Here is a 17254-nt window from a genome sequence, read left to right on the forward strand (position 1 = left end):
TTTGAATCGAATTATTCTTTTGACTTTTGTTGCAGTTTTTTCGCAGGTGTTCCCACATACACGCCTGCTTCCGTAATGTTTTTACTGACCAATGAGCAAGCCCCAACCACTACATCATCGCTAATATGCACACCATCTAGTACAGTAACACGTGCGCCAAACCAAACATTTTGACCAATCTCAATGCCTTCTTTGGTAATAGCATCTTTAAACAAAATATCAGGATCATCAAATTTATGATTACTCGCAATCATAATACTTTGTGTGCCTATACGCGTGTTATCACCAATTTTTAAGCCGCCACAACCATTTAAAAATGACTTGGAATTGATACTCACATCACATCCAATTTCCACTTTTCCGCCAAAGCATTTGATATAACAACTTTCCCCAATAAAGCTGTTATCACCAATGACCAATGATGCTCCATTTTCTACAATCAGCGTTACATCATCGCCAATATAGACATTTTTACCAATGCGAACTTGCCCTGAAATATCTAATTTCGTACGTTTTCCAAAGTATTTAAACTGGCTAGAAAATGCCATGTTATATAGGCTTTTTCGGCACAAGGTAGAAAACCAATTGAGTACTTTTAAGCATTTAAAAAAGATCACTTTGGGTTTCTCCAAACCACGTACAAAATGGCAAAATTGTAAAAAATTAAAGACGCTGGCACAGCCAAAAGCATATACATTTTATTGTCTATCAACATATACAATGCTGCAAACAATGTAAATTTTATAATCAGTTCAACAATTTGCAATTTAAATAATTGTTGGCTATTTCGTTTTGCAATTAAATACGCAGAACTTGGCGGGTTACAGAATACTGCCCAATATCCTAAAGCTAAAATTTGGAAATAGAGCGAAATACCCACCCAATGCTGACCAAAAATCATTAAATATAATGATTCAGGTAACACAAAAAAAAGCGCAAAAAATGGCAACGAAATGAGACTTAAAAAGACACTACTTTTTAAGGCTTCGCGTGGTGAATCTGCATGTTTAAATTTACGAATGAAAAACTGACGAATAGTTTGCGACATCAAATTAATAGGTACGCGTAATGTCCGCTCAACAATTGCATAAAAACCAACGGCTTGATAACCAATAAAATGCGACACCACGTAATACGGCAAATTATGTGAAAAGCTGTTTAATAATGCATGTGGCGTATTGGAAAAAATGAAATCTTTGTAATTTTTATAACTACTCCAACTCACTTGGTATAAACCGTGAATTGCAATATAAAGTAACACGGTAAATAGCATAATCACCGAGCTAACAGCATAGCTACACACCAAGCTAATACTCATCAATAATGGCAAACTTAGCTGTGCCACCACCACAATTAAACTACGGTAAATATTTAAGCCAGCACAAAAAACTTCTGCTTCATGGGCAAATTTATAGTTATATAAACTTTGTAAAACAGTATTCGATAACACACCAAAACAAATGGCAAGAATCATCGAACTATCAAAAAAGAAGCTCAGAACACCTGCCGACAAGACGCAAAAAATAAGGGAAAAAACCGAACCCTCAAATATTAAACTTTTTTGATCTGCATCGTCTGCGACAAGTTGAGCTTGATCTAAACGTAAATTGGCAATGGTTGAAAGCACACTCACTATTGCAAGTGCCACACCATATTGACCAAAATCGTGAACAGAATATAGGCGCGTTAAAAAAGGAAGTGCGATAAATGTAATTATCGCACCCACTAATAAACTGGATGTAATCAATCCAATTGATTGATATTTTGAAACAAGCGCTTTTATCCTCATTTCAGATTTTTAACGTACCACTGCATTGCAAGTTGAATCCCTTCTGCAATTTTAAATTTCGGATCATAAGCTAAATGATTTTCGATTTTCGCAATGCTTGCTTGAGAATGACGCACATCCCCTGCTCGGAATTCACGATAAACCACATCTTTCTGATAATTCACTGAATTTTCAGCCAATGCAACTTTAATTGCGTTGAACAAGTCATTCAATGTTGTACGATCGCCCACAGCCACGTTATAGACTTGATTTTTCGCTTCATCATTCATGGTTGTTGCTGCCAAAATATTGGCTTGAACCGTATTATCAATAAAGCAGAAATCGCGACTTGTTTCGCCATCACCATTAATGAATACGTCATCGCCTGCAATCATCGCTGCTGTCCATTTTGGAATAACCGCAGCGTATGCACCGTTTGGATCTTGGCGTTGACCAAATACATTAAAGTAACGTAAACCAATGGTTTTAAAACCGTACGTACGTGCAAATACGTCAGCATAAAGCTCATTGACGTATTTTGTTACCGCATATGGTGATAATGGATTACCAATATGTTCTTCAACTTTTGGCAATGCGGGATGATCACCATAAGTCGAGCTACTTGCAGCATAAGTAAAACTTGAAACGCCTGCATCACGCGCAGCAGTCAACATGTTCAAGAAACCGCTAATATTGGTTTCATTGGTTGCAATTGGGTCTGCTATAGAACGTGGAACAGAACCTAAAGCCGCTTCATGTAGCACATAGTCCACGCCTGAACACGCTTTTTGGCAATCTTCAAATTTACGAATATCACCTTCAATGAAGCTAAAACCCGCCCACTGTTCTGCCGATACTAAGCTTTTTACTTCATCTAAATTGTGCTGATGACCTGTTGCAAAGTTATCTAAACCCACCACTTTTTGGTTGAGCTTTAATAAAGTTTCTAACAAATTCGAGCCGATAAAGCCAGCAACACCTGTCACTAACCAAGTTTTTGGTGTTTGTTTTAATTGCTCACAAACCACTTCAAATTGGTTCATTGTTTCTTTCCTAATTTCTATTTCAATTACAGACGAATATCTGACGCAGTTTGCGGTAAAACATATTTCAAGTCGTACAACACGTGGCTTTCTTTACCTAACGCACGAATTTTCTCTGCACCTAAAGCCACAAATTGCTCGTGTGCAACAGCTAAAATTACAGCATCGTAAATACCATTTTGCAGCGCATCCGTGGTACGAATGCCATATTCATGTTCAGCTTCGTCCGCATTTACCCAAGGGTCATAAATGTCTACATCAATATGATATTCTTGAAGTTCTTTCACAATATCAATAATTTTAGTATTGCGAATATCTGGACAGTTTTCTTTAAAACTCAAACCAAGCACAAGAACTTTCGCACCTTCAACCTGAATTTTTTTCTTAATCATGCTCTTCACAAGTTGAGTCACAACATAAGCGCCCATCGCATCATTTAAACGACGACCTGCCAAAATAATTTCAGGATGATAACCAATCGCTTGTGCTTTATAAGTCAAGTAATACGGGTCAACACCAATACAGTGACCACCGACTAAACCCGGACGGAACGGAAGAAAGTTCCACTTTGTACCCGCAGCTTTTAACACTGATTCAGTATCGATGCCCATTTTATTAAAGATGAGTGCTAACTCATTAATGAGAGCAATGTTTACATCACGTTGCGTATTTTCAATTACTTTTGCAGCCTCAGCCACTTTAATGCTTTCCGCTTTGTGCGTGCCTGCTTCAATCACTAATTTATAAACTTGATCGACAAATTCAGCCACTTCAGGTGTAGAACCTGATGTTACTTTTAGAATATTGCTTACGCGGTGCAGTTTATCGCCCGGGTTAATACGTTCAGGGCTATAGCCTGCGTAAAAATCTTGGTTAAATATTAAACCCGACACTTTTTCTAATACTGGAATACAGACTTCTTCAGTTGCACCCGGATAAACTGTTGATTCATACACCACGATATCACCTGCATTTAACACCTGACCAATGCTTGTAGACGCTTTTACAAGCGGTGTTAAATCGGGTTGTTTGAATTCATCAATAGGCGTTGGAACAGTCACAATAAAGAAGTTACAGTCTTTTAAATCTTCTAAATTTGCGGTGTAACTTAATTGAGCTGCTTGTGCTAATTCTTCAGGTGACACTTCTAATGTATGGTCATGTCCTGATGTTAATTCATCAATTCGTTTTTGATGGATATCAAATCCCACAACTGGCACTTTCTTACCGAACTCAACGGCCAAAGGAAGACCAACATAACCCAATCCAATAATTGCGATTTTTAGTTCAGCGAGTTGCAACATACAGAGCCTTATGGTTTTGTGTATATAATAAAAAAGAGCCTTTTAGAGGCTCTCTTTATTATAACAGAAATGGAGTTTTTCCCGTTATTAAAAGGTTTTGTAAATTTGTTTCTAATAAGATATTTATCCGATTGAACATATTCATATTACAAAACCTATTGTGCTTTAAACTTGAATATCATTAAAGCCTAAAACATCTTTCATATCGTATTTTTTAGCGTCACGACCCACCACCCAAGCAGCAGCACGTACTGCGCCCGATGCAAAGTTCATGCGGTTTGTTGCTTTATGGGTAATTTCAACACGTTCGCCATCTGCAATAAACATTGCTGTGTGTTCACCCACAATGTCGCCACCACGAATAGTTTGGAAGCCAATGCTTTGACGTTCACGTGCACCTGTATGACCTTCACGGCAATAGACTGCATCTTCTTTAAGGTCACGACCTAATGTGTCTGCAATTGCCTCACCCCACATTAAAGCAGTACCCGATGGTGCATCTACTTTATGACGGTGATGTGCTTCAATAATTTCGATATCTACAGTATCGCCAAATACTTTTGAAGCAAGTTCAAGCAGTTTAATTGATACGTTTACACCAACTGAGTAGTTTGCAGCATAAACCACAGGTGTTTGGGTTGCTGTTTCTTCTAAATATGCTTTTTGCTCGTCATTCATACCTGTAGTACCAATCACGATTGCAACGCCAGCTTCACGACAAAGTTTTAGGTGATTTGCTGTTGCCACAGGTGCTGTGAAGTCAATCACGACGTCACAGTCTTTTAATACTTCTTCTAGGCTACCTGAAACTTTTACGCCAACTGCTCCAATTCCTGCAAGTTCGCCCGCATCTGAACCAATCAAACTGCTTTCAGGGCGTTCTACTGCTGCTGCAAGTTGGTAGCCTGCTTGTTGAACGGCTTGAATTAGAATGCGTCCCATACGACCGCCTGCACCTAATACACCAATGCGTGGAGCTGCTGACATATCATTTTCCTAAAGATGATTCAAAATTGTTCTTACTATAGCAAATGTCGTGCTGAACTCTAAGATGCTGTCTATAAAATTGTGTGTTATTTGAAATTTGTTTTGCTGATGATTTTTTATTTTGTCTTATTTAATTTGTGGAACATTAGACTTCCTTCATAAATCATTTTTCAACCAATTTAATTGTTTATCTTTCACCCAATCTAAATTGTATATGCCAGCAAGTAAATTAAACCGCAGGTTTAATCGTTTACGACGATTTCTATATACACAAGATAAAATCTTAAAACATTTCATCCTTCCAAATACATGCTCTACTTGAATTCGTCTACGACCAATCTCTTTATTTAACTTTTTTAATTCAGAATCTAGTTTTTCAGTTTTCTTTGCTTTAGATGGCATGAGGCATCCAAAACCCAATTTCTTTATCCCTAAATACCCCTTATCAACGATAAAAAAGGGCTTAAATTTTAATTTCCTCATGCTTTTTTTAAATATTTTAGGCTCTAGACTAGCAGATTTGCACTTAGTTTTACCTAATGAGGTCCCACAACTCTGTTGCTAGCTCATTAGGCTCCCTCATCCAACGCCATTCTGTTTCTTTAAGATGATAATCAAAATACTCTTTTGATATACCGTTGAACTTTGCTAGCCTTCTTTTACAAAAGCTCCAGAATGATTCTATTCCATTTATATGACATTGTCCTCTGGCAAATTCATTCGCTCCATGATTTACTCTAAAATGCTTTGAGTAACCAACATCTACCAAACCATTGTATCCACGCCAACCATCACTATAAATTACACTTTCAAGTGCAACTTTACCTAAGATAACTTGTTGTAATGTAGTCTTTTTACAATCAGGGACTATTTCTGTATAAACTCGACCATTCCTTTCAAATATTCCAAATACAGGTTGTTTTAAAGTACCTCGACCTCGCTTCAATTTCCCATGAAAACCACGTTGTCTTTTTGCTCCAAAATAGCTCTCATCAACTTCAATAGAACCTACAAACTTTGCTCTTAAATCTGTTTGATGATCGTAGATTGCTTCTCTAAAAAGCATGTACCAATAGTTGATGGTATTACGGTTCAAGTTAAGCAATAAGGCTGTTTTAGAAGCAGGAATATCAATGCAAAAGCACTGAATAATTTTTTTAATCTTATAGTGACTTAATTTACTGTTTTCTATCATGATTCTAGACTAACATATCTATTCTGCTAGTCTAGAGCCTATTTTAAAATCATGCATGCTTCCATGACTTCCACATACACTCAGTATTTCACCTGTTGTATAGTGCATAGATAGCTGAAATTTAAAGGTATGTCGCTTTTTTTTACCGCTATACCATTTCTTCTGTTTTTTTTGGACGTTGAACTAATATTTCAGTTGCATCAATCACAACAACTTCCCAATCCACTTCATCTCGATTAGGAAGTTGTTTTGGCAAGTTAAATTTTCCAGAACGGATTAAGGTATCTTCAATAACGCGTGTGATACGAATTGCACTCGTTTCAGATACACCGTAACTCATACCAAGATGGAAAAATGTTCGATATTCTCTCCAATATTCTATACATAAGAGCAAACGATCTTCCAACGGTAATTTATGTGGTCGTCCTTTACCAATATGACAAGGTAACTCCTTATTTAGCTCGGCCAACATGAGGTTAAATGTAGCCCAACTAACACCGGTAAGCCTACGAAACTTAACGTCTGATAATTTTTGAATATCTTTGAATTTCATCCAAGGATTATCCCTTGGATTAAATAATTTTGCTGATTAATTTAAGATCAAATAAATTGTACGTTTTTTGATTTATGACGGAAGTCTATTGATTATTTAAGAGGCTTGAAATATGAAAAATTATAAAAAAAGCCCAATCGATTGAGATTGGGCTTTTTACTATGCGATAAAGCTATGAATTATAATGAATAAAAAATAGCTGTTATTCACCCAAAAACAAAAAAGGACGCCTCAGCGTCCTTTTTATTCAACTTCAAATTAGTCAAACAAACCAAAGAAAGACTTTTTCTTCGGAGAAGATTTATTGTCATCTCCATCCATAGAAGCTTGAAGCTCTTCTAATAATTCACGCTGACGTGCAGTTAAATTCACAGGCGTTTCAACCACAATACGGCAAAGCAAATCACCCGTCATGCTTGTACGAACAGGTTTTACACCTTTACCACGTAAGCGGAATAACTTACCAGTTTGCGTACCTTCAGGCACTTTCAAACTTACACGACCATCAAGCGTCGGAATTTCTATTTCTTTACCTAAAGCAGCATCAGCAATGCTTACAGGTACATCCATATAAAGGTCTGCGCCATCACGTTGGAAAATCTCATGCTCACGCACTTGAACTTCTACGTATAAATCACCCGATTGACCATCACGAATCGCCTCACCTTTACCAGATAAACGAACGCGATCACCATTATCTACACCCGCAGGAATAGTCACTTCAAGTGTTTGTTGACGGTCTGCTACGCCAGAACCATGACAAGACTTACATGGGTTCTTAATGGTTTTACCTTGTCCACGACAAGTACTACATGTTTGCTGAACAGAGAAGAAACCTTGTTGCATACGTACTTGACCAGCACCATGACATGTTTTACAGGTTTCAACATCTTTCGGATCTTTAGCACCCTTGCCATCACATGGTTCACATGGTGCAGGAGCAGTAAAAGTAATGGTCTTTTTAACGCCTTTCACAGCTTCTTCAAGCGTAAGATCCATTACATAACGTAAGTCAGATCCACGGCGCGCGCGTTGTTGCTGACGACCACCGCCACCAAACGCACCACCAAAAATATCGCCAAACTGGCTAAAGATATCTTCTGCGCTAAAACCACCACCAAAGCCGCCACCGCCGCCCATACCACCTTCAAAAGCTTGATGCCCCATACGGTCGTACATGCTGCGTTTTTCGCTATCAGATAAAATTTCATAAGCTTCTGCAGCTTCTTTAAATTTCTCTTCAGCTTCAGCATTGTCAGGATTTCTATCTGGATGATATTTCATCGCCAACTTGCGGTAGGCTTTCTTAATTTCATCATCACTAGCAGTTTTAGAAACGCCTAAAACCTCATAATAATCACGTTTAGCCATGTCAGGCGATGCTCCTCACGGAATTTTATTAATACTTAACTGTGGTCTGAATTGGGGGTCAAACCAAATTTTACAAGAGGGTGTTTGAAAAAAAATTATACCTAATTTAAAAAACAGCTTTGTTTTTGAAAAACTTAGACATGCCTTTTAACCATGCATTTAATAAGAACAGGAAGGCAATAATGGCAAAAACCACACCAATAACGGTACAAGCGGTTACCCACATGTAGGTATCCCAATAGTAAAAATACAGTGGAATGAACCATACAGAAGTAAACAGAGAAAGAAGTATATAAATAACGATGTTACGCATTACCCAAAAGGAATGTGTTTGTAACCAAACTTCCACACCTTGGGCTAAGGAGATTTTTCTAGCAAAAAGATAGGCAAATAGACCAAATACGATTGTAAATAAAGTAAGAAACATAAACACATATGAAATCGCGATGCTTCGGCGACTCTTCGTTATGCTGTCCTTTGCCATATTGGTTACTACCCCATTCTATACATATTTCGTTTTATGATTTTTAGCAAAATTATGTATTAAATATCTTAAATTTATTAAGGCGCTACTATAGTTAATTTTACAGTGTTTCGCACTTAATATTGACAGAAAATCATGCACAAATGTTATTTTTTTTTACTTTAAACTGCTGTCTGTATAAAGGTCGTAAGGAAATTGCGTTAAAAGTGACATAAGTATTGCTTAACCCTAAATTCATACACCATTACGTTCTCTATAAAATGATGTATAACACAACTTCTTTGTATTTTTATCTTCAATTTTTAGCCTTAATTTTTCATAAAGTTTTACTATATTTTTCATTTAAACGAAAAATCCCTTCAGCAATTTAGTCTTTATTTATTTCATTATTTTTATGTTCCACGTGAAGTCGATTTTCTTATATTTATTTTCATGATTAATATTGGCTATTTTTTCCATTTTATTTATAAGCTCACTTGCTCATTTTAAATAGAAATTCATTCGCAGGTTTTATCATCAACATTTGTGCTACTTTTGTCTGTAAATACCTAGAAATGTCATCTATTCACGGTATATTCAAATCAAGAACAAGCGGGGAATGATTAAAATGATTCAACAAATTGCTGCTCCATTACGCGAAGACGTACGTTTACTTGGAAACTTGTTGGGTGAAACACTCAAGGAGCAAGCAGGACAAGATTTGTTTAATCAAGTCGAGCAAATTCGTGCTTTATCTAAAGGTGCGAGAGATGGACAAGTTGAAGCTGAAAGAGAATTAGAAAAATTATTATCTAGCTTAGGTGATGAAGAAATTTTACCTCTCACCCGAGCATTCACCCACTTTTTAAACTTCTCCAATATTGCCGAACAATATCATGTGGTTCGTAGCCGTCGCCAAAGTGAGTTTGATGAGTCTTTACCATCACCAAATCCACTCGATCATTTATTTGAAAAATTTAAACAACATCAAATTTCCGCAGAAACCTTATATAAGCAAGTTTGCGAACTTAAAATTGAACTGGTTCTAACAGCTCACCCCACAGAAGTAAGCCGTCGTACGCTTATTCAAAAGTACGATGGTATTAACGATTGTCTACATAAATTTGATCAGCAAAAACTGACACCACATGAACGCCAAACGGTTTTAGATGACTTAAAACAACTGATTTGTTCTGCATGGCAAACAGATGAAATTCGTCAAAACAAGCCAACGCCAATTGATGAAGCAAAGTGGGGCTTTACAACCATCGAACAAACTTTATGGAATGCTGTTCCAAAGTTTGTGCGTGAATTAAATGGCATGGTGCAAGATCAATGCGGTAAAAGTTTGCCTTTAACTATTGCGCCTGTTCGCTTCGCATCTTGGATGGGTGGTGACCGTGACGGAAATCCAAATGTAACGCATAACGTTACTCAAGAAGTTTTGTGGCTTTCTCGCTGGCAAGCATCTGAATTATATTTACGTGATATTGAAGATTTACGTTGGGAACTTTCAATTCAGCAATGTTCAGATGAATTAAAACAAGCTTTAGGCAAAAATCATGCAGAACCATATCGTGAATATTTACGTGACACTCGTGAGCGTTTAAAAGCAACACGCCATTGGCTATCAGAAAAGCTTGCAGGTCGTGATGCAGATAGCAGCCGTGTTATTCAAAGTAAAGAGGAACTTCTGCAACCTCTTCTTTTATGCTATCGCTCTTTAATTGATTGTAATTTGCCTGAAATTGCCAATGGTAAATTGCTCGATTACATTCACCGTGTAAATTGTTTTGGTATTGAACTTTTAAAACTCGATATTCGCCAAGAATCTGGTCGTCATCGCCAAGCGATTTCAGCAATTACGGAATATTTAGGTTTAGGTAATTTTGAAACGTGGACAGAACAAGCGCGTCAAAATTTCTTATTGCAAGAATTACAAAGCAAACGCCCTCTTTTACCTAAATATTTAAATGAGCCTGCAGGTAGCCTCATTGAACATCCAGATGTTCAGGAAGTGTTTGCAACTATGCGCACTTTGGCAAAACAGCCTCAAGAAAGTTTAGGTGCCTATATTATTTCTATGGCGGAATATCCAAGTGATGTTTTAGCTGTTCTACTTTTGCAAAAAGAAGCAGACATTAAGCATTCTTTACGTGTAGTTCCGCTATTTGAAACTTTAAAAGATTTAGATGGTGCTGCATCAACTATGAATACCCTGTTTGGTATGCATTGGTATAAGCAACATATTCAAGGCAAACACGAAGTCATGATTGGTTATTCTGACTCTGCAAAAGATGCAGGTTTCATGTCTGCAAACTGGGCACAATATCGTGCTCAAGAAGAATTAACTGCTGTCGCACAAACGCATGGCGTTCAATTAACACTATTCCATGGTCGTGGTGGTTCAATCAGCCGTGGTGGTGCACCAACTCAACAAGCTTTATTCTCTCAACCACCTGGTTCAATTTCAGGTGCAATTCGTGTGACTGAACAAGGTGAAATGATTCGCTTCAAATTTGGTTTAGAAGGTATTGCGCTCCAAAACTTAGAGGTTTATACGGCTGCAACTTTAGAAGCAACACTTCTACCACCGCCTGTGCCAAAAGATGAATGGCGTGCGCTTATGGATGAAATGACCGATTTATCTGTACAGGTATATCGTCAAACCGTTCGTGAAAACCCTCATTTTGTGAAATATTTACGTACGGTAACGCCTGAGTTAGAACTTCAAATGCTGCCACTTGGTTCTCGCCCTGCAAAACGTAAAGTCAGTGGTGGCATAGAATCTTTACGTGCTATTCCATGGGTATTTGCTTGGACACAAATTCGCTTAATGCTTCCTGCTTGGTTAGGAACAGGTGCTGCAATTAATCAAGTCATTGCAAATGACCAAAAAGGATTGCTAGATGAAATGCTTCAAGAATGGCCTTACTTCCAAACACTTATTGATATGCTCGAAATGGTACTTTCAAAAGCAGATGGTCATGTAGCACTTTATTACGAAGCACACCTTACAGATGATGAAGATTTAAAAGTTTTAGGTGAACAACTACGCCAACGCTTAAAAGATGCTGTAAAAACATTATTGGCACTTAAAGGCGAATCTAAACTTTTAAGTAGTAATGAAGTTTTAGATCAGTCCATGAAAGTGCGTAAACCATACTTATTACCGTTGCATCTATTACAAGCCGAACTTATGAAACGTCGTCGTTTATATATGAATGAAAAACAGGCTGAAAATACCCCTGTCGATCATGCATTAATGGTTACTATTGCAGGTATTGCTGCTGGCTTACGCAATACAGGCTAATTTATAAACACCTACAAAAAAGCACACTATTATGTGTGCTTTTTTAATAAACGTTCATTAAAAATAATTATTATATATATAAGTAAAATTACAAACTTTAAACACTACAAAAACATATAAATTTTAGCGGTTAAGTGCTGATTTTATGCCATTTTTTAGTAAAAAAACTTTTATCACTCGTTAAAAAAACAAATAAAGTCATGCAATTAGTTTGAATTTTTTTTTTGTTAAAGACATTAAAACTTTTTTACAACAAGAGTATGATGTGTTCAATTTATCTTTTGAGTGCTCATTTTATGTCCAATTGGTTTCCAAAATGGCGCGCATACGAAGGCAGTATTGATGCTCGTCCTGTAGGTACAAACGAATATTTACCTCCTGCACAAAGTATTGTATTAGGCATACAGCATGCTTTTGCTATGTTTGGTGCGACCGTTTTAGCTCCGTTTTTAATGGGCTTCGATGCAAACCTTGCCATTTTAATGTCAGGTATTTGTACCATCCTGTTTTTCTTTATGACAGGTGGTCGTGTTCCTAGTTATTTAGGTTCTAGTTTTGCATTTATTGGTGTTGTTATTGCCGCAACAGGCTATGCAGCCTCAGGTACAGGCGCGCCAAATGCAAATATCGCCCTTGCTGCTGGCGGTATTATGGCATGTGGTGTTTTATATGCCATTTTCGGTTTTATTGTTATGGCAACGGGTACCCGTTGGATCGAAAAGCTCATGCCACCTGTTGTAACAGGTGCTGTGGTGATGATTATTGGTCTAAATTTAGCACCAATCACCATTAAAGGTGTTGCAGGTAATAACTTTAATATGTGGATGGCTTTAGTGACTGTGCTTTGCATGGGTTCAATTGCAGTATTCACTAAAGGCTTACTACAACGTCTATTATTATTAGTTGGCTTATTATTGGCTTACTTAACGTATTACATTATTTCAAATGTAATGGGTTATGGCACACCAATTAACTTTGCACCTATCCAACAAGCATCTTGGTTTGGTTTACCACAGTTCCATGCACCTGAATTTAGCGCAAATGCAATGCTCATTATTGCCCCTATCGCGCTTATTTTAGTGGCAGAAAACTTAGGTCATATTAAAGCTGTTGGCGCAATGACAGGTGAAAACCTAGATCCACATATTGGTAAAGCATTTGTTGCCGATGGTATTGCAACTACGCTTTCTGGCGGTGTTGGCGCTCCAGGTATGACAACTTACGGCGAAAATATTGGTGTAATGGCGGTTACTCGTGTTTACTCTACTATTATCTTTGTTTTTGCAGGTGTATTTGCTATTTTCCTAGGCTTCTCGCCTAAGTTTGGCGCAATCATTCATACCATTCCAACTGCAATTTTAACAGGTGCCTCAATTGTGGTATTTGGTTTAATTACTATTGCTGGTGCAAAAATTTGGATTGAAAACAAAGTCGATTTTTCTAAGAACAAAAACCTAATGGTTGCTGCAGTAACTATTATTTTAGGTACTGGCGACTTTGCACTTCAATTTGGTAGCTTTAACCTTGGTGGTATTGGTACCGCTACATTTGCTGCACTTATTTTGAACTGGTTCTTCAGTTTAGGCGACAAATCATAATAAAAGTTATTAAATATTTATAGCAGTCTTCGGACTGCTTTTTTTATGCTTCATTTTTTCATAAGATAAAGCTACATATAGAATGATTATTTACTATGCGCTTAGATTTGTTCGACCTACAACTCGTGCTTCATATTGTTGATACAGGTAGTCTCACCAAAGGTGCAGAACGTTCTGCTATTTCACTTCAAGCCTGTAGTGAGCGCATTAAAAAGCTCGAAAAATTACTTTCTGTTAGTTTGTTTACGCGTCACTCTTCTGGCGTTCAACTCACTTTAGCAGGGCAAACTTTTGTAGAACATGCACAACAAATTTTGCAACAAACTAAGCAGATGCAACAAGCGATGGCACCTTTTTCTGAGGGTTTAAGTTCTAGTATTACGCTTTGGTGTAACTCTTCTGCGCAAAGTGAATATTTACCTTTATTATTACCGCAATATTTAGTTGAAAACCCGAATACTCAAATAGATTTAAAAGAGGCGGAATCGAATGATATTGTGCAAGCAATTGAATCGGGTGTTGCTAAACTAGGTTTAATTTCAAGTTTTTTTAAGTCACACGAATTGCAAACTTTGGAATTTTCAGATGATCCTTTGGTGCTCATTTGCCCTATTCATCATGAACTTGCAACACAAAATCAACTACAGCTTTCAGACCTACTTTCACATGCTTTTGTGGGGCTCATGCAATACCACTCTTTACAGCAGTCGATTGAAACTCAAGCGAAGTTATTAGGCTGTACAATCCAATACCGTTTACGTCTACCCAATTTTGCGGCAATTGCGCAAGTTGTTGCCAATGGTGTTGGAATTGCGATTATGCCTAAACGTGCCGCTTTACGTTTAAAGGAGTTATATGCTTTTCAACATGTGGAATTGACAGGTGAATGGGCGAATCGGAAGTTATTACTAACTGCTAAAATTTTTGATGATCTGCCTGTAACATATCAGCACTTTGCACAGTTTTTAATATCGCAGAATAGTCAGTTAAAATTGGAATGAGTTATTAAAATATTAGCTCAAGCACATATTCTTAGATTTTATATATTCAAAATTAATTTATCTGAAAATTGCGATTACCGTAAAATCATATAACTACCCAAAGCAATTAAGCCAAAGAAAAATACTTTACGAAACTTTTGCTCAGAAATTCGGTAACGAATTTTTGTACCTAACCACATACCTATCAAAGCAGGAATCAATGCAATCATAGACATTACATAATCAATTGGCATATTTTCAACAGGATTTTGATGTAAAAATATCGCTAAACATATGGTCGATGTTGTAAATGCTAACCCAAGCGATTGAACTAAATCATCACGTTGTAAATTCAAGGTCTGTAAATACGGTACAACAGGAATAACTACAACTCCCGTCGCAACAGTTAAAGCACCGCCTAAATACCCCATAATTGGCGACAACCAATTTTCATACTTTGATAAATTAGGCATACTTTTGGCAAACAAACCATACAAACCATAGAGAGCAAGCATTCCGCCCAACAAAGCTTCACTATTAAAATCGCTATGGCCTAAAGTTGGGAAAACACTCCAAATAGAACCAACAATAATACCAATCAACAATAACCAAAATCGACGAATTAGCTGTAATACACGACCTTCAGCAAAAAGTTGCCAAATATTCGTCACCATAGATGGAATAATCAATAACGTTGCCGCTTGAAATGGACTAATCACCATGGTCAATAATCCCATAGATACAGCAGGTAAACCTAAACCAATTGTGCCTTTGATCATGCCTGCAAGTGCAAATACGGTAATTACAAACCAAACCATGTGATAAATCCTTCAATACGTTTGGCTATGCTAAATAAAATTTCATCTTTTAAAAATCAGGGTTTAATGTAGCAAGCCTCAATAAAATATTGAGGCTTGCTTTAAAATACACCTATAAAAAAAGGCATGTTAAACATGCCTTTTTTTATAGGTGTATTTCTTTTAATTCACGACGAATAAAATGCTGAATCATTTCTCTATAAATATTTTCAATTAACTCAGGATCTAAACCTTGTTCAGATGCTTGCACGCAAACTTTTTCGATCACTTCTTCAATACGTGGTGACTTTATATCTTCCGATTTACGCTTAAAACGAATGACCTGATCTACATAAAATTGACGCGTTGCAATGAGTTCAATCAATGCATCATCTATTGCATCTACTCGATTACGTGCATCTTCTAGCGATTCCACTTTTTCTCTTTTCATTTTAATTCGCTATCCGTATTACTTTCACTTTTATATCTATGTTCTAACACGTTACTGAAAATACTTTCAATCATCCAAACACGATATAAGCTATTAAATACATAACTTTGCTCGTCAACTCTTAAATCAAGCACAGGAAAGTTCGGTTGAGATTTCATTTCACAATGAATATCATTTTCTTGAAGCTTTGACCTTACATCTAAATCTGTAAGTTCTTTAATATCTAAATCATGCATTAATTCATTTAAATGAGATGCATAAGACAAGTCTTTTCCTTCAGTCCAAACTGCTTTTAAAATATGATAAATAGCATCTATTTGTTGTTCTTCAGGTACACTATAAAACAACTTCGCCATATTGATTGTGCTTGTTTCAGTTGGGCGACAAAATGGTGTAAAAGCAACTTCTGTACGCTTCGATAAGCGTGTTGCCAGACTCCAATCAAATTGATCTCGCCCTTGATAACTTAAAGGATAGATCTTCAATTGAATATTATAATAATTCGCCAATTCTTCTTTTATATATGCCAATAGCAACCACGAAATTGGGTCTTCTAAAGCAATATATAAATCTAATTCAGGATCTAATCCCTGAATTTCATTTAGCTCTTCTGCATCACTAATTAAATGCTCACGCCATTCAATATGATTAATTAAGAAAATTGGATTATCTGTAAGTAAATTTTGACGTTTTAAACGGCGCGTTAACCTTAATAAATCATCTACAGCATGATACTTTCGGTCAGCAAATTGAAAATAACCAGTAAGAACTTCATCATTATTAAAAATACGCTCTTCAAAATTTTGGACTTTATGATGTTGGCTTGCCATCGCATAGAGCGTACGTAATTTTCCATACTGCTTTTGCCAAAGCATGTGAAATACATCTTCCAATAAATATAGAAAATCCTGCCCTCTTAATGGCGTATTTTTTAAGATAACTTCAGCTTGTTTTAAAGCCTCTTCTGTTGGCTGTTCAGGTGCTTCATGAAAGCTAAAACGGTGCTGTTTAGACAAAATTTTGGCATCATTTAAACAATAATTTTGCCATTCCATTGCAGACATATTATTCGGTGGTTCTGCCGCTTTATCTGAAATTATGACTTTTAAAGGTTTTAATTCTTCTATTAATATTTCTTCTAATTGTGGTAATTGCTGAACCGCTAAATAGCTATAAACATCATCCAAACGCAAATGAATAGTCAATCCCTGATCTATAGATAACACCTCTTGGCGAATTGGTTTTTGATAAAACCAACTCGATCGAATTGGATCGAACCAACGGCGTAGCAATGACATGAGATAAACCTCGAAGAATGTTTGATATTCAACGTTTACATTGAATCAACATGCAACATAAAAAATTAAAAGTAAAAATAATTAAAATAGTATAAGCCTGATGAAAAAGTTATAGCAATTCGAAATGAAATGT

The 17254-nt window shown here is 36.6% G+C and carries 16 protein-coding genes; 3 read left to right on the forward strand and 13 right to left on the reverse strand.

Annotated features, from left to right (window positions below; all coding sequences use genetic code 11):
• Positions 1 to 11: 11 nt before the first annotated feature.
• From MZO21_RS12470 to MZO21_RS12515, 10 genes are all read right to left on the reverse strand, one after another.
• Positions 12 to 548, reverse strand: a complete 537-nt coding sequence (locus MZO21_RS12470) for an acyltransferase (protein ID WP_248103225.1) — start codon at positions 546 to 548, stop codon at positions 12 to 14.
• 65 nt (positions 549 to 613) lie between these two features.
• Positions 614 to 1747, reverse strand: a complete 1134-nt coding sequence (locus MZO21_RS12475) for an oligosaccharide flippase family protein (protein ID WP_248103224.1) — start codon at positions 1745 to 1747, stop codon at positions 614 to 616.
• Positions 1748 to 1785: 38 nt separating this feature from the next.
• Positions 1786 to 2811, reverse strand: coding sequence for an NAD-dependent epimerase/dehydratase family protein (locus MZO21_RS12480; protein ID WP_248103223.1), 1026 nt, complete (start codon positions 2809 to 2811; stop codon positions 1786 to 1788).
• 26 nt (positions 2812 to 2837) lie between these two features.
• Positions 2838 to 4115: a Vi polysaccharide biosynthesis UDP-N-acetylglucosamine C-6 dehydrogenase TviB gene (gene tviB, locus MZO21_RS12485; protein ID WP_154773138.1), complete on the reverse strand. Its 1278-nt coding sequence runs from the start codon at positions 4113 to 4115 to the stop codon at positions 2838 to 2840.
• A 165-nt stretch (positions 4116 to 4280) separates the two neighbouring features.
• Positions 4281 to 5102: a 4-hydroxy-tetrahydrodipicolinate reductase gene (gene dapB, locus MZO21_RS12490; protein ID WP_154773137.1), complete on the reverse strand. Its 822-nt coding sequence runs from the start codon at positions 5100 to 5102 to the stop codon at positions 4281 to 4283.
• Between the two features lie 156 nt (positions 5103 to 5258).
• On the reverse strand, positions 5259 to 5585 hold the full coding sequence (locus MZO21_RS12495) for a transposase family protein (protein ID WP_178927752.1): 327 nt from the start codon (positions 5583 to 5585) through the stop codon (positions 5259 to 5261).
• A gap of 49 nt (positions 5586 to 5634) precedes the next feature.
• On the reverse strand, positions 5635 to 6297 hold the full coding sequence (locus tag MZO21_RS12500; RefSeq protein WP_152875444.1) for an IS1595 family transposase: 663 nt from the start codon (positions 6295 to 6297) through the stop codon (positions 5635 to 5637).
• Between the two features lie 148 nt (positions 6298 to 6445).
• Positions 6446 to 6850 carry a transposase family protein gene (locus tag MZO21_RS12505; protein WP_152872730.1) on the reverse strand — a complete coding sequence of 135 codons (405 nt, stop codon included), beginning with the start codon at positions 6848 to 6850 and terminating at the stop codon, positions 6446 to 6448.
• Positions 6851 to 7108: 258 nt separating this feature from the next.
• Positions 7109 to 8221, reverse strand: coding sequence for a molecular chaperone DnaJ (dnaJ, locus tag MZO21_RS12510; RefSeq protein WP_154773136.1), 1113 nt, complete (start codon positions 8219 to 8221; stop codon positions 7109 to 7111).
• Positions 8222 to 8327: 106 nt separating this feature from the next.
• Positions 8328 to 8705 carry a hypothetical protein gene (locus MZO21_RS12515; RefSeq protein WP_154773135.1) on the reverse strand — a complete coding sequence of 126 codons (378 nt, stop codon included), beginning with the start codon at positions 8703 to 8705 and terminating at the stop codon, positions 8328 to 8330.
• A 607-nt stretch (positions 8706 to 9312) separates the two neighbouring features.
• On the opposite strand from MZO21_RS12515, the gene ppc reads away from it, so the two are divergent.
• The 3 genes from ppc (at position 9313) to MZO21_RS12530 (ending at position 14596) form a co-directional block, all read left to right on the forward strand.
• Positions 9313 to 11997, forward strand: coding sequence for a phosphoenolpyruvate carboxylase (gene ppc / locus MZO21_RS12520; RefSeq protein ID WP_248104056.1), 2685 nt, complete (start codon positions 9313 to 9315; stop codon positions 11995 to 11997).
• A 296-nt stretch (positions 11998 to 12293) separates the two neighbouring features.
• A complete protein-coding gene (locus MZO21_RS12525; RefSeq protein WP_248104053.1) occupies positions 12294 to 13595 on the forward strand; it encodes a solute carrier family 23 protein in 1302 nt (433 codons plus the stop codon).
• A 95-nt stretch (positions 13596 to 13690) separates the two neighbouring features.
• Positions 13691 to 14596, forward strand: coding sequence for a LysR family transcriptional regulator (locus MZO21_RS12530; protein WP_248104051.1), 906 nt, complete (start codon positions 13691 to 13693; stop codon positions 14594 to 14596).
• Between the two features lie 74 nt (positions 14597 to 14670).
• Here the strand turns inward: MZO21_RS12530 and MZO21_RS12535 are convergent, their stop codons facing one another.
• The 3 genes from MZO21_RS12535 to MZO21_RS12545 form a co-directional block, all read right to left on the reverse strand.
• Positions 14671 to 15393, reverse strand: coding sequence for a sulfite exporter TauE/SafE family protein (locus tag MZO21_RS12535; RefSeq protein WP_154773131.1), 723 nt, complete (start codon positions 15391 to 15393; stop codon positions 14671 to 14673).
• Between the two features lie 145 nt (positions 15394 to 15538).
• Positions 15539 to 15823, reverse strand: coding sequence for a chorismate mutase (locus MZO21_RS12540; RefSeq protein WP_154773130.1), 285 nt, complete (start codon positions 15821 to 15823; stop codon positions 15539 to 15541).
• Positions 15820 to 17121, reverse strand: coding sequence for a hypothetical protein (locus MZO21_RS12545; protein ID WP_154773129.1), 1302 nt, complete (start codon positions 17119 to 17121; stop codon positions 15820 to 15822). Before MZO21_RS12545 ends, MZO21_RS12540 begins: the two co-directional genes overlap by 4 nt.
• Positions 17122 to 17254 lie beyond the last annotated feature (133 nt).

The sequence above is a fragment of the Acinetobacter portensis genome, assembly GCF_023158935.1.
GTDB classification, from domain to species: Bacteria; Pseudomonadota; Gammaproteobacteria; order Pseudomonadales; family Moraxellaceae; genus Acinetobacter; species Acinetobacter faecalis.

Coding starts and splice junctions, on each gene's coding strand:
- MZO21_RS12470 (WP_248103225.1), bottom strand. CDS start 548: ATGGCATTTTCTAGCCAGTTTAAATACTTTGGAAAACGTACGAAATTA.
- MZO21_RS12480 (WP_248103223.1), bottom strand. CDS start 2,811: ATGAACCAATTTGAAGTGGTTTGTGAGCAATTAAAACAAACACCAAAA.
- tviB (WP_154773138.1), bottom strand. CDS start 4,115: ATGTTGCAACTCGCTGAACTAAAAATCGCAATTATTGGATTGGGTTAT.
- dapB (WP_154773137.1), bottom strand. CDS start 5,102: ATGTCAGCAGCTCCACGCATTGGTGTATTAGGTGCAGGCGGTCGTATG.
- MZO21_RS12495 (WP_178927752.1), bottom strand. CDS start 5,585: ATGAGGAAATTAAAATTTAAGCCCTTTTTTATCGTTGATAAGGGGTAT.
- MZO21_RS12500 (WP_152875444.1), bottom strand. CDS start 6,297: ATGATAGAAAACAGTAAATTAAGTCACTATAAGATTAAAAAAATTATT.
- MZO21_RS12505 (WP_152872730.1), bottom strand. CDS start 6,850: ATGAAATTCAAAGATATTCAAAAATTATCAGACGTTAAGTTTCGTAGG.
- dnaJ (WP_154773136.1), bottom strand. CDS start 8,221: ATGGCTAAACGTGATTATTATGAGGTTTTAGGCGTTTCTAAAACTGCT.
- MZO21_RS12515 (WP_154773135.1), bottom strand. CDS start 8,705: ATGGCAAAGGACAGCATAACGAAGAGTCGCCGAAGCATCGCGATTTCA.
- ppc (WP_248104056.1), top strand. CDS start 9,313: ATGATTCAACAAATTGCTGCTCCATTACGCGAAGACGTACGTTTACTT.
- MZO21_RS12525 (WP_248104053.1), top strand. CDS start 12,294: ATGTCCAATTGGTTTCCAAAATGGCGCGCATACGAAGGCAGTATTGAT.
- MZO21_RS12530 (WP_248104051.1), top strand. CDS start 13,691: ATGCGCTTAGATTTGTTCGACCTACAACTCGTGCTTCATATTGTTGAT.
- MZO21_RS12535 (WP_154773131.1), bottom strand. CDS start 15,393: ATGGTTTGGTTTGTAATTACCGTATTTGCACTTGCAGGCATGATCAAA.
- MZO21_RS12540 (WP_154773130.1), bottom strand. CDS start 15,823: ATGAAAAGAGAAAAAGTGGAATCGCTAGAAGATGCACGTAATCGAGTA.
- MZO21_RS12545 (WP_154773129.1), bottom strand. CDS start 17,121: ATGTCATTGCTACGCCGTTGGTTCGATCCAATTCGATCGAGTTGGTTT.